The 13351-nt window shown below is 63.5% G+C and carries 8 protein-coding genes and 1 tRNA gene; 3 read left to right on the forward strand and 6 right to left on the reverse strand.

The features are described 5' to 3' along the window. Window positions 1–184 precede the first annotated feature (184 nt). The 3 genes from PP263_RS08625 to PP263_RS08635 all read left to right on the forward strand — a co-directional run bounded on the left by PP263_RS08625 (window position 185) and on the right by PP263_RS08635 (window position 2115). Window positions 185–261 (forward strand) — tRNA-Arg (locus PP263_RS08625). Window positions 262–549: 288 nt separating this feature from the next. Continuing rightward, entirely contained in the window at window positions 550–1227 is a 678-nt protein-coding gene (locus PP263_RS08630; RefSeq protein WP_308367997.1) for a hypothetical protein, read from the forward strand. Between the two features lie 33 nt (window positions 1228–1260). Continuing rightward, window positions 1261–2115, forward strand: a complete 855-nt coding sequence (locus PP263_RS08635) for a zinc-dependent peptidase (protein WP_308367998.1) — start codon at window positions 1261–1263, stop codon at window positions 2113–2115. Between the two features lie 41 nt (window positions 2116–2156). On the opposite strand, the gene PP263_RS08640 is transcribed toward PP263_RS08635, so the two are convergent. The 6 genes from PP263_RS08640 to PP263_RS08665 form a co-directional block, all read right to left on the reverse strand. Continuing rightward, window positions 2157–3437: a cytochrome c gene (locus PP263_RS08640; RefSeq protein WP_308368000.1), complete on the reverse strand. Its 1281-nt coding sequence runs from the start codon at window positions 3435–3437 to the stop codon at window positions 2157–2159. A gap of 1 nt (window position 3438) precedes the next feature. Beyond that, complete coding sequence (locus PP263_RS08645; RefSeq protein ID WP_308368001.1) at window positions 3439–3981, reverse strand: 2Fe-2S iron-sulfur cluster-binding protein; 543 nt, start codon at window positions 3979–3981, stop codon at window positions 3439–3441. After that, a complete protein-coding gene (locus tag PP263_RS08650) occupies window positions 3982–6798 on the reverse strand; it encodes a molybdopterin cofactor-binding domain-containing protein (protein WP_308368002.1) in 2817 nt (938 codons plus the stop codon). 316 nt (window positions 6799–7114) lie between these two features. Continuing rightward, window positions 7115–11122: a translocation/assembly module TamB domain-containing protein gene (locus PP263_RS08655; protein ID WP_308368003.1), complete on the reverse strand. Its 4008-nt coding sequence runs from the start codon at window positions 11120–11122 to the stop codon at window positions 7115–7117. A 1-nt stretch (window position 11123) separates the two neighbouring features. Further along, entirely contained in the window at window positions 11124–12908 is a 1785-nt protein-coding gene (locus PP263_RS08660; protein ID WP_308368004.1) for a BamA/TamA family outer membrane protein, read from the reverse strand. A 52-nt stretch (window positions 12909–12960) separates the two neighbouring features. Beyond that, a complete protein-coding gene (locus PP263_RS08665; protein ID WP_308368005.1) occupies window positions 12961–13335 on the reverse strand; it encodes a hypothetical protein in 375 nt (124 codons plus the stop codon). Between the last annotated feature and the right edge of the window lie 16 nt (window positions 13336–13351).

Genomic DNA, 13351 nt, shown 5'->3' on the forward strand with positions numbered 1-13351 from the left:
TAACGGCTATCTTTAACCAGGGGCTTGCAAAGCGCCTCACACCGGGGCAGAATGCGCGCCCTACCGGCTTCCCCGGCACCTCAAAAGGACCAGGAAAGCTCGTAAGCTGCGGATTTTTAAGGATATTTTTCTTAAAAAAGAGTTGACGAGACAAGGTCAACTCACTATAGTTCGCACCCACAACGCGCTCGTAGCTCAGCTGGATAGAGTACCTGGCTACGAACCAGGCGGTCGGAGGTTCGAATCCTCCCGAGCGCGCCATACAAAAAAAGGCCCCATCCGCCAGGATGGGGCCTTTTTTTGTATGGCGCGAGTTAGCCTTCCTCCCCAGGTTCGACAAGCTCGCGAGAGCGAGCTTGGACCGGGCGGCGCCGCCGCGAGCCCGAAGGGTCCAAAAACGCCAAAGCGTTTTTGGAGTCCATCCTCCCCGCCCCCCAACCACTCAGCCCCACCGCACAACGGAACCATCCCCCACCCCAAAACTCATAGTCACTAAATTCAAAATGCCTTCCCGACGGGAAGCCAGCCAAGGAATGTCACAGGCAACCCGTGCACCACTCTGCCCAATCACAACCCGATACCATCTTTTCCCCGCGCTTGGCCCTCTCCCTGCTGATCGCTACCCTCTTGCACATAGCCCTACTGTCACTTCCCCTCGCTCTGCCGTCCAAAACCGAACCAGCCAACAACTCAATCCAAATTACCATTGTTCACAACAACCATAAGGCAACAGGTCTAACAGCCGCCCCTTATAAAAATGACAAAACGGAAACGGCTGCGGATACAACAGCATCCAGCAAAGTCGATTCCAGCACCGGGCCCGCCAAAGAAAACAAGCCAGACAAACTAAACCACCCGCCGTCGCGACCCGATGCAACAGCAGCCGCACCAGCGACAAGTAACAAAAACGAAGCCATCACAAAAACTACTCAGCAACTCCCAACCACAGACGGCGCCAAAGAGCGCTCCACCGTATTCGACCCCAGGCTCGCCAAAAAACTCGCCCGAGAACGCAACAAGGTGAGAAAATTCAAATCCAGGGATACTGAATTTATGACCGCCAATGGTACCTTTGTTCAAAACGGAAATACCTGTGCTGAAATCCGGGAACTGGTCCCACTCGATATCGACAGCAATGTCAGCCAGTCCTTTAAAATCAAATGCACCAAACGCAGGCGGTCACAGGAGGATATAGACCGGCTCGCACGCAAATACGGAATTCCCTAAAATCCCCTGAACGAAGAATAAGCATCAAATCCCATGGACATCTTTCTAGCGATAATCCTCCTGGCCATCCTGATCTGGCTGGTCCCCATCTACTACCACCGCTGGCGCCGGCACCGCCTGCGCGCCAGGCCGCTGGGCGCGAAGCAGATTCGTCTGCTGGAGGAAAACCTTCCCCTCTACCGCCACCTTCCCCCGGAACGGCAAGCAGAACTCCAGGCCAATATGAGCCTGTTCCTGCACGACAAGGAGTTCGTCGGCTGCAACGGGCTGCAGGTGACGGAGCCTATGCGTATCTGCGTGGCCGGCTTTGCCTGCCTGCTGTTGCTGGGCCGGGAGAACCGCTGTTATCCCTATCTGCGCACGGTGCTGCTGTACCCGGGAACCTACGTGGCCCGGGAGACCTATGTGGAGAACCATATCGAGACCACGGCGCACAGTGCGAGGGAGGGGAAGGCGCATTATCGGGGGCCCGTGGTGCTGTCCTGGGGGGACCTGGAGCAGGATATGCAGCACCCGGAGGAGGGGCGCAATGTGGTGCTGCACGAGTTTGCCCACAAGCTGGACGAGGAGGACGGGAGTTACGACGGCCGGCCGGTGTTTGCCAGTGCCGGCGAGGGAAAAAACTGGGCCCCGGTGCTGAAGCGGGAGTTCGAGCTGCTGCGCCAGAAACGGGACCACTGGGGAGAGGATGAGGATTCTCCTCCGGTTCTGGACTTCTACGGCGCTGAGTCCCCCGCGGAATTCTTCGCGGTAATTACGGAATCCTTTTTCGTGACACCCGCGGCGATGCGAGCGGCCCATCCGGAACTGTACCGGGAACTCTGTGCGCTCTACCGGATCGATCCCTGCGATCTATTGGGTGAAACTCCTCCGGCCGATCGACATTGATTGCGAAACCGGAGCACCCACGGAGAGTGAGCCAAAGCGACTTATTCCCGCGCTCCCAGGTATCCGTGATCCGAGAGTTCCCGGCGTATTTTCGCCACCTCCTCCGCGCTCACCTCGGCTTCGGCGTCGCCCCAGGCGCTGCGCATAAAGTTCACCAGCTCCGCCACCCGCGCATCGCCCAGTTCGCGGTGGAAACCGGGCATGCCGGCGCGTGCGCGGGTGCGGCTCAGGCGTTGCTCCGGCAGGCCGCGCAAAATCACTGCAATGCTGTTGTGGGGATTCCGCGCGCGAATGGCGGCGTTGCCGTCCATGGGTGGCGCGAAGGCCAGCAGGATGCCCCTGCCCTCGCGGCCGTGGCAACCGGCGCAGTAGGCGATAAAATCCCGGCGCCCGGCCGGATAGCGCGCGGCCGCCTGTTCCAGGTCGTGAAAATCCGCAGGCCGACTTTCGCCGCCGTCCAGCAGGTAGGTGATTATCGCGTTGAGGTCTTCCTCGGAAAGGTGCCTCAGGCTGTGCTTCACGACCCGGAACATCTCGCCAAACAAAGTGCCGCGCTCGCTGCTGGCGGTGGTAAAAAGCTCCATCAGTTGTCCGCGGGTCCAGCCCTGCCGCTGCAGCGCCTGGGGGCGGATATCCACCGCGTCCCAGCCCTCCAGCACATTGCCGGCGAACCGGTGTTCCATTTCCATCGCCTGGGCGAGGTTGCGCGGGGTGTGGCACTCGCCGCAGTGGCCCAGGGCGTTGACCAGGTAATTGCCCCGCTGCCACTGGGCACTCTTATCGCCGGGCTGGGGCAACTTTTTCCCGTCGTCGAAATAGAGCCAGTTCCAGGCGCTCAGGCCGAAACGCAGGTTGGCGGGAAAGATCAGCCGGTTTTTCGGCGGCGAATATTCCACCGGCGGCAATTGCATGAAATAGCTGTAGAGCGCGGCGATATCCTCGCCGTCGATCAGGTAGTAGGAGGTGTAGGGCATGGCCGGGTAAAGGTTGCCGTGGGGGCCTTTGCCCCGGCGCATGGCCGCGTCGAAATCCTCCAGGGTGTAGTTGCCGATGCCGGTTTTCCTGTCGGGCGTGATATTGGTCGAATAGATGGTGCCGAAGGGCGTTGGCAGGGGCCGCCCGCCCACAAAAGGTCTACCCCCGGTGGCGGTGTGGCAGGCGATGCAGTCGCCGGCGGCGGCCAGGTAGCGGCCTTTTTCCACCGGGGTCTCTGCGGAGGCCGCTGCGCCGATTAACAACAATGCTAACAAGCGGTGGACGATGGGCACGTCGCTTCGCTCCTTTGCCCATCCTACAATTCCGGCCAAACAGAGTATCGCCATTCTATTCCACCTGTTTCACCAGCCCGGGGGTGGACTCGATCACTTCCTTGATCGCACGGAAGTAGCGCACATAGCCGGTGCAGCGGCAGATATGGTGGTGGAGCGCCTCGGTAATGGTGTCCTCCAGTTTGTCCGCGGGCACCGGTTCCCGTTTCAGGCGGTCGAGCAGCACGGTGGCGGCGTTGACAAAACCCGGGGTACACCAGCCGCACTGGAAGGAAAAGTGGCGCAGGAAGGCCTGCTGTATCGGCGACAGCGCCTCGATTTCTCCATCGGCGCTGCGTTTCGCCTGCCCCTCCACAGTGACGATTTTTTTGCCGTTGAAACGGCCCACGCCGTTGATACAGGTGCGCACCGATTCCAGGCTGCCGTCGTCCCGTTCCAGCACCACCACGCAAGCGTGGCAGACGCCGATGCCGCAGCCCAGCTTGGTGCCGGTGAGATTCAAATACTCCTGCAGGAAATCCAGTATCGAGGTGTACTCGGGGACATCCATGACCACCGGCTCGCCATTCACTGTCATGGATACGGGGATAGTGGCCATTTACACCTCTGGATTGAGTGCCCGGCGCAGAATTTCCGGGGTGATCGGGGTGTCATTGAAGCGGATTCCGGTAGCTTGGTAGATGGCCTCGCTGAGGGCGGCGACAATGGGAATCGCCACCACTTCGGCGATGCCCTTGTGCGGGTCCGTCTCCGACTCGGGTTCCAGTATCTCGTGCCGCTGGTTCCACACCGCCACATCCCGGGCCAGCGCCACCTGGTAGCGATTCAGGTTCCAGGTGCCATTGCCGGCGCCCTCGGCCAGGGGCGGCAGCCCTTCGTAGAGCGCGTGCCCCACCCCCATGGCCACGCCGCCCTCGATCTGCCCCTCCACCAACTGGCGCACTATCAGGCGGCCGCACTCCATGTAGTTCTGCAGCCCGAGAATTTTCACCTCGCCGGTGCCCTTGTTCACCGCCACTTCCACCAGCGCAGCGGTGGGCGCGTAGTAGGTGACCATGGCGTTGTTGAGGGAGGTTTTCGGATAGCGCACCGCGCGGCGTTTGACCACTCGATAGTCCGCCGAGCTTATTCCCCTTCCGCCGCTGTCGCTTCCCGGGCCGCGGCGCAGGGCCAGGCCGTCGATCACCCAGGTCCGGTTTTCGCCGTCCAGTCCGAAATCCGCCTCCGCCCACTTCCAGCGATTGAAGGCGTGAACCATGGCTCCGGTGACCAGGCCACTGCGGTGGGCTTCCCGCGCCAGTTGTCGCAGGGACAGCGCCGGCAGTTGTTGATAGTGCAGCCCGCCGTTTCGCCACTGCAGCTGAGCGGGATCGATCTCCTCCGCCTGCCACAGGCGCCGGGCCGCCGGCAGCAGGCCGTGATGAAACAGAATCTCCGCCGCCTGTTCGGTGGCATGGCTCTGGAAATAGGAGGACATGGAGGCGGAGCTGGCCATGGCCACCACCGGTGTCCACAAGGGCTCTGCGGACATCTTGTCCTGGTGCGCCTGGCTCATGGTATAGGGGCTTTCGGTCTGGAACTGCTGCAACGCATTCCAGGCCTCGATCTCCGCCACGTGGCACTCACTGGCCGGTGCGCCCAGGGTCTTTTCCAACAGGACCGCCTGGGAAGTCTGGGTGCCGGTGCCCATTTCCATAAAGCCGATGGCCAGGGAAAGTTCGCCGTTTTCGTCGAACTGCACCGCGGCGCTGGGAGCCGCGCCGCCGGTACCGTAGTCCTTGGTGGCGATGGCGAAGCCGGTACCGAAGAAATAGCCGGGCTCCTTTTCCTCGAAGTCTTGCTTGCGCCGGGCGCGCTCGGTCCAGATGGGGTGGGCGCGGGCCTTTTCCAGTATTTCCCGATAGCGCACTTTTACTTGCGGCACCGCGCCCTGGGTATTGCGCCAGCCGGTCTCGGTGGCGTTGCGCAGGCGCAGTTCGATGGGGTCCACACCCAGTTCTTCCGCGGCGCGGTTCACCATCATCTCCATGGCGTTCATGGTCTGCATGGTGCCGTAGCCGCGCATGGAACCGGAGTCCACGTTCATGGAATAGTTGGCGACCGCGGAAATATCGTTGCTGGGAAAGTAGTAGATGCTCTGGATGGCGCTGGCGCCCACCATGGCCACGCTGGGGCTGAAATTCTGCCGGCCGCCGCCATCCACCTGCATTTCCGACAGCAGCGCCTGAAACTTGCCGGTGTTTTTATCCACCGCCAGGGTATTCCTCATATGGAAGGGGTGGCGCTTGAGCCCCGCCTGGAACTGTTCGAAGCGGTTGTTGGCCAGACGCACCGGCGCCCCGCCGAACAGCGCCGCCACCAGGCCGTAGTAGGGAAAAATCGAGTGGTCCTTGCCTCCGAAGCCGCCGCCCACGAAACCGGAGTGCACCACCAGGTTTTCTATTTTTCCGGCAAAGCTGCTCCGGGCAACCAACTGCGCGGCCATTTCCTGGAAGTCCTGGGGCGACTGGCTGGTGAGCACCATATGCAGGGTTTTGCCGTCGGCGTCCAGCCAACCGTTGCTGGCCTCCGGTTCCATCATCATCGGCTCGACGATCTGGGTGCGGTACTCCCCCTCCACCAGATGCCAGTTACCCGCGGTGCTCTCCTGTTCGATTCGTTCGCGAATCTGCCCGGCGTAGTAGATACCGCGCTCGCTGACGCTGCCGGCCTGGTCCGCGTGCCTGGGCCACACCGCCTTGTGGTCGCGGTACTGGGGAAAGAAGAGCCCGTCGTCCAGCGGCGAGTAGAGGTCCTCGCCGGTGGGGCCACCCGGGCCCTCCACGCGGATAATCCGCCAGCTGGCGTAGGGGTCCCGCTCCACCGGCGGGGTCTGCTCGCCGTAGCGAATGAACTCTTTGCTGAATTGCAGTGCCTGTTTGGCGGTGGCGTACTTCTCGAAGTTGTCGAACAGCAGCATGGCCACGGCGTGGCCGTAGTAGCGCGGGGATTCGCCTTCCGGCAGCAACATCAGGTCGCCGTAGAATTCCGGCAGTTTTATCCCCTGCTGTTGCAGTGTTTGGGCGGTGACGCGGGCGTAGGGCTCGGCGCCGATGGGAATCTGCGACCAGTCGAAACCGCTGAAGCGCCGCTCCACCCGGTTGCAGCGCACTACAAAGGCGTAGTGCTGCCGATCGGGCCAGCCGGGCATGTCCACGGCGCGGAAGTCGCGGCCGAAGATTTTATTGCCGGTGACCTTGGCGATGCCGTCGGTGCGGAAGGCGGGCCCGCCGCCCGGGCCCCGCCAATCCGGCTGTCGTTTCTCGACCGGCTGCCCGCGGCTCAGCTGCCACAGGGCCGGCGCGGCGAATATTGAGATGCCGGCGACGGTGCACAACTTGATGAAGTGGCGCCGGTCCGGGCGGAATCTTTCCATCGCTTTCCCTGCGAAGGTAAGGCCGATCGCGGCCATGGGCGGATGGCCGCCCCGCCGCTCCTACAACGGTCTGCGGGCGCCCCCGCCCCTCTCCCCCAGCCCCTCTCCCCGCAGGGGAGAGGGGAGCCGAATCCCCAGCACTAAGTTAAGCGATAACCATGATGCGAAGGACCTGATGCCGGGGGCTTTTTGCGGGACTGTCTGCGAGAGGGACCTCGCGGACAAGCCTCCAGGGATGGATTCACGGCGTGTCCCGCAAAAAGCCCCCGGTAGCAGGGCCGCCCGAGCCCTTAACTTAGCGCCATTGTCCCCAGAACTAATAGTCCTTCTTCCACTGCAACTCCACACTGCCGGCGCCGCTTTCCCCCTCAGCGGCGGATTTGATCTCCAGGCTGAGATTGCGCTTCAGTTCTATCTCCATTTCCGCCTGCCAGGGGTTGAGGGGGTCGGTGCTGCGCTGCAGTTCGATGTAGATGCGGTTGGTGATGTATTTGCCCAGGCTGAGGGCGTACTGGTCCTGCTCGCCCTCGGCGGCCTCCTCCTGCTGGATATCCAGGGTGTCCACCCCCAGCAGGTCGCGGGTCTTGGCCAGGGGGTCGAAGGTGGGGCCGCCGCTCTGCAGGGTGCGCACCACGCTGACCAGGCGCACCGCTTGCAGCGGTGAAATGTCCGACAGCGATTTGCCGAACAGCAGCTGGGCGAAGATCTCGTCCTGGGGCGCGGCGGGAGAGGAACTGAAGGTCACATCCAGGTCCCGGGTGGTGCCGGTGATTTCCGCGGTAATCTCCCCGTCGCTGTATTCGTGCACCCCCTTCACATAGATAGCCGCCTCGTTGTTCTCGAACTGCACCTGCCCCTCCTGCAGTTCGAAGCGCTTGCCCAGCAAGTCGAAACTGCCGCGCACGATGCGCAGCTCGCCGGCGGCGCGCGGTTTGGCCGCGGTACCGGCGATATCCACCTTGCCGCGCAGTTCCGAATCCAGCCCCAGGCCGCGCACGTAGGACTGCTGGTCCAGCACCACCTGTATCGCCAGGGCGATATTCTGCAGCAGCGGCGGCACCCGCTCCGGTTGCGAACCTTCCAGGTCCAGGTCCAAGTCCACTTCCACCACTTCGATCTCCGGCACGCTGCTGCCGATCAACTGCTCGATCTGCACTTCCAGGGGGCGCAGGGTAAGCACGCCTCCCAACTGCGCGTCCCCGGTGTCGCCGGTCAGCGTCAGTTCGCCGGAGATGGCGCCGCGCACCGCCGGGGTATTGAGCAGGTGCGCCCTGTCCGCGCGCAGCCTGAAATCCAGCACCGGCGGCACGCCCTCCGCAAAGCGCACCGCGCCGGCCAGGCTCACGCTGCCCTTTTCCGTATCCTCCGCGCGGGCCCGCTCGATGCGCCACGCTTCCGGGGTCAGGCGCGCGGCGAAGTCGATGCGGCGCAGGCGGGTGCTGGTGGGCCGGTGTTCATAGGAGCCATTTTCCAGATCGACGTAGCCGCGCAGTTTCGGCCGCTCGCTGGTGCCGTCGGCATTCAGTTCGAAGCGCAATTGCCCGCTCATGGCGTGGATCTCCGGATCGATAAATGCCGCTACCACCGCGAGGTCCGCGCTGCCGCTGCTGTCCAGCTTCAGCGGCAGCGGGGGCTTCTGCGCGCCGGGCGGCGTGTCCGCAAACAGCTGCTCCAGTATCGGCGCCACCGCCAGCCGGGCGCGGGCGTCGATGGCGCGGCGCGCGCCGTGGCGGGCGTCCAGGGTCATTTGCAGGTTCTCCCCCTCGGTATGCCAATCGAACACCAGCTCCAGGGGCTGCACGGATTCACCGCGACCCCGCGACTGGCTCAACAGCTTGAACTCGCCTTCCAACTGGGGTTGCTGCGGGCTGCCGGCGGCGGTGGCCGACAGAGTCACCTCTCCCCGTTCGGTGATATCCGCCGCCAGCCATTCGTCAAAATCCGCCAGTACCGCCCGGCCGCGCACTTCCAGGTCCAGCCGCTGCCGGTCCAGACTGCCGTGGGCGGACAGCTGGTTGCGCTCCGCCCACACCAGTTCCACTTCCGACAGCGCCACCCGGCCACCGCCGTAGGCCAGGTCTCCCTGCAGCTGCCAGGGCTCGCTGCGAAAAGCCCCCAGCCCCAGGACCTCGGCGCGGGCCTCGGGATTGGCGAAGGGACCGGAAAACTCGCCGTCGATACTGATTTCGCCTTCCAGGGAAGGGGGCAATGCCACCCCCGCCAGTTCCGCCAGGGACACCGGGATATTGCGCCCGGCCATCCGGCCCCGGGCCCTCGCCGCCCTGGGCTCGATAATGCCATCCACTTCCAGCCAGGCGTTGCCATCGCGGCTCAGTCGCTCCGCGTCCGCGGCCAGGGTGGCAACGCGGCTTTGCTGCGGGCTGGAGCTTATGTCGGACTGAGAGCGCTCAGAGATCAGCGACTGGGGGCCGCGCAAGGGTTGGGCACTGAATCGGCGCGCGCCGCTGTCGGCGAACAGGTCCAGGCGCAGCCGGTTCAGGTCGATCTTGTCCAGGTCCCCGGCGGCACCGCCGCGCAATTGGTAGCGGTAGTCGCGATAGCTGCCGTCGGACCGGATACGCGCGGACGCCTGGGGGTTTTTCCAGGGACCGGCGACATCCACCTCCGCGGTCATGTCCATTGCAACACCCTCGGCGGCGGCCAAGCCCAACTGTTCGGCCGGGCGAAAATCCTCCGCATTCACCTTCAGGTTCAGGTCCAGGCTCTCGCCGGCGATATCCACTGTACCGTCGCCGTCGATGCGCAGGCGCTCGCTGTCCAGCAGAATCTCGCTGAGAGTCACCCGGTTGAGATCGCCCCGGACGCCGGCCCGCAGTTGGGCATCCAACTGGCGGTAGACCAGGGCGGCATCCAATTGCACGGTCAGTGCCGGGTTTTTCCATGGGCCTTTGGCGGACAGTTGCAGCCGCTCCACACTGCCGCCCAGGTCCGACGGAATTTCCACCTCCCCGGTCTGCGGCAGCGCGGCCAGCAGTTCGCGGATACTGTCCAGCGCCAAGCGGTGAATTTCCCCCTTCAGGTCGAGGGACTCGCCGGCGATATCCACGCTGCCCTGCGCTGCCAGTTGCGCGTCCGCCAGCGTCACTGTGGCGGTGTCGATAACGATTATCTTGTCCCGGGTCTGCACCAGCCCCTGCAGGCGCAGCGGCTGGCCGCTGTAGCGGCTGTCGAGGTCCAGGGTGCCGGACACCGCCGGCAGCTTCAGCGGCCCTTTGATCTTCAGGTCGGCGGAGAGATAGCCGCCGTCCAAGACATCCTGCCAGGGGCGTGAGATCGCCAGCGGCAGGCGGTTGAACTGAATTTCCGCGTCTACGGTTTCCCCGCTGACGGTGCCGGCAATGTGGTGCCGGCTGTCGTCGACACGCAGTTGCAAACCTTCGGTGGCCAGTTTCCAGGGAGACAGCGTCAGCGCCGCGCGGCCAGACAGTGAAAAACGATGCTGCACCAGCGGCAGGGAAAAGCTTTCGATATGCAGCAGCAGTTGGTCGTCTCCCGGCTGCCAGAGGGCGAGGTGCCCCTCGGCGTCCAGGGCCTGCCCCTGCGGCAGTTGCAACAGGGTGCCGACAAAGCCCCCGGGATTTTCCTTCGCCGAGAACTCCAGCACGTAGCGCCGGTTCTCGACCTCCCTACCCTCCAGGATCAGCTGCAGGCCGGCGCCGTTCAGTTCGCGCACTTCCAACTGTATCCCCGCCGGTTCACCCTCCCACAGATAGCGCCCGCTGGATCTGACCGAGACCGCCGGCAACCCGGCCAGGCGCCGGTCGATCACCTGCAGGCGGTCGATCTGCAGCGAACCGAGGCGCACGGCCGGCGGGGAGAAAGCTTTCTCCTCAGGGGGCTCGACCGCATCGCGGACCGCCTGCCTCTGCGCTTCCAGCAACTCCTCGAGCACATCGTCATTGAAAATTAATTCCTCCGCGCCGATCTTCTCGATGTCGATGCGGTTGCCGATCAATCCGCCGAGGCTGACATCCACCTCCAGCCCGCGGCCTTCCAGCAGGACCTCTGGGCCGTAGTGGATTTTCAAGCGGGAAAAAGTCCAGCCGCCCAGGTGTTCGCTGCCGATCTCCCCCGCCTCGATCCTCAGTTCGGGAACCAGTTTTTCAGCGACGTAAAGGGTGCCGTGGGTGAGCAGCACCCGCCCCCCTTCGGTGCCCAGCAGCAGTAGCAATGCCAGCGGCAGGGCGAGCAGCAGGCTGAACAGCAGCGAGCGCCGCTCGCCCAGTCCGTGCCACAGGCTGTGCGCCACCGAGCCCAAGGCGCGGACGACAGCGGAGAGATAGGCTGTGAGTGCGCCCCACATATCAGAACGCCTGCCCGAGACTGACGTAGACCTGGAGCCCGTCGTCGAGGCCTTCGCGGCGGTCGAGGGGAACGGCGAGGTCCAGGCGCAGGGGCGCGAAGGAGGTGAAATAGCGCACCCCTACGCCGGCGCCCCAGAAGAGATCGGAAAAATCCGGGCTGGGGTCCGCGTAGGCGTTGCCACCGTCGACAAACAGCACCCCGCCCCAGGTGTCGCTGAAGCGGAAGCGGCCCTCCAGGGAAATCTCGCTGAGACCGCGGCCGCCGATGGGATCGGAGAGGGTCGGTTCGCCGCCCGGCTCTTCCGGCGGTATCAGCAGGCGCGGACCCAGGGCCTGGTAGCCGTAGCCGCGCACCGAGCCGCCGCCACCGGCGTAGAAGCGCTCGTCCGCGGGTATCTCCAGGTTGTCGATACCGGAAATGATCCCTGCCCTGGCACGTACCGCCAGCGTGGGTTCGTAGCGCACCTGTTCCGCGGTCTTGTAGCCGGTGACCACCAGGATACTTTTCACGAAGTGGGTGTCGTCGTTGTTCAGGTCCACATAGGGTTTGACTTCCAGCGCCGCGGTGGCGCCGTGGCGCGCGTCCAGCAGGTTGTCGGTGGTATCCCATTTCAAGCCGAGGGGAAAGGACAGCAGGCGGTAGTTCTCGGTGGTGCCCTCCTCTTCGTCCACCCGGCTGAATTTGAGCTCGGTGCCCACACCGGCGGTGCGGTGCTTGCTCAATTTGCGGCTGACCGCGGCTCCCACGGTCAGGGATTCGGCGCTGTAGGAATCCCTCTCCTCATTGGAGAATTCTGTCTTGGCGGAAAAGTTTTGGTCGTCGCGCAGGAAGCGGGGCACCAGCAGTTGGCCTTTCAGGGTCTGCTGCACCGGGTTGATTTTGCTCGCGATCTCGATTTTTTCCCCGCGGTGCAGCACATTGCGGTGCTCCCAGCCGGCGGAGACGCCGGCGCCCTCGCTGGAGGTGTAGCCCACACCCAGTTTCACCGTGCGATGACTGCGCTCCTTCAGCACGAAGGTGATATCCACCCGGCCGCCGCGGGGGCTGGATACCTCGCTGTTGGCGCTGGCGATCAGGTTGGTGCGCAGCAGCCGCAGGCGCGCGGCATCGATCTTGCTGCGACTGAAGCAGTCGCCACTGTGAATCTGCAGTTTCTTGTGCAGGAAATCCGGCTCCACCGAGATGAGCCCTTCGATCCTGACCTCACCCACCACCACCTCCGGGCTCGGCGCGACAATATATTCCAGGCGGGCGGCGGCCTCGCTGTGGATTACTGTGGCCCGGTAACTGACATCGATATCCAGCAGGCAGGCATTCTCACCCAGATATTTCTCGATCGTCTCCACGCCCTCGAGCACCTTCTTCGCTTCCAGCGGATCGCCCTCGCGCAGGGGCACACCGCCAAAACCGCGGCGCAGGCGTTCCGGCATATCAATGGAGAGACTCTTGATACGGTATTGGGGACCGGGGTTGACCTGGTAGAGGATTTTGCCGCCGCTCACCGACTGGCGCACGCGGGCGGAGTAATAACCCCGGGAGCGCAGCAACTTTTCCAGGGAGCCGCGCTCGTAGCGGGCCACGTCGTGGGGGTCTTCGTAGGCTTTGAGCTGACTGCTGCCCTTGCGCAGTTTTTTCAGTTCCTCGCGCAGCCATTCCCTCAGGGCTTCGTTACCCTGGATACGCACTTCAAATCCGGGCAGACGGTCGAAGAACGGAATGGCCAGCGCCGGCTGCAGCGGTATCACCAATAACCCCGCCAACAGAATACCAATTAAAACTCGCAATGGATTCGCCTGTTGTTCCGATACTTCCGCCGGTGAGTCGCCGGTTCTTCCGTTACGGCCGGGGGACAGCCTGTTCCATCAGCGGATTGCAGTTGCGGATGATGACGCGTCCTTCGAGCAGGTTGCCCTTGGAGTATTCGGAAAAGATGCACTCATTGGTCTTGGGATCGAAATTCTCGATCCACAGGTTGTCGTCCTTCCAAGTAGAGCCGAGATGGCGCTGTCCATTCGGCACTTTGATATGCATAACGCCGCCAAAGCGCTTCACGAACACCTGCTGGTAGTGGAAGTAGTAGGCGAGCCAGCCGGCCAGGAAAATAATACCGGCGACAATGGCGCCTTTGCCCAGGTGGCCCAGGCGGCTACCGGCGAAGAGGGCAAGAACGACGAGGGCGATCACCGCCGCCCAGTAGAGATAGGTAACCATAGGCATTCATCCGTGA

The organism is Microbulbifer sp. TB1203 (genome assembly GCF_030997045.1).
GTDB lineage: Bacteria > Pseudomonadota > Gammaproteobacteria > Pseudomonadales > Cellvibrionaceae > Microbulbifer.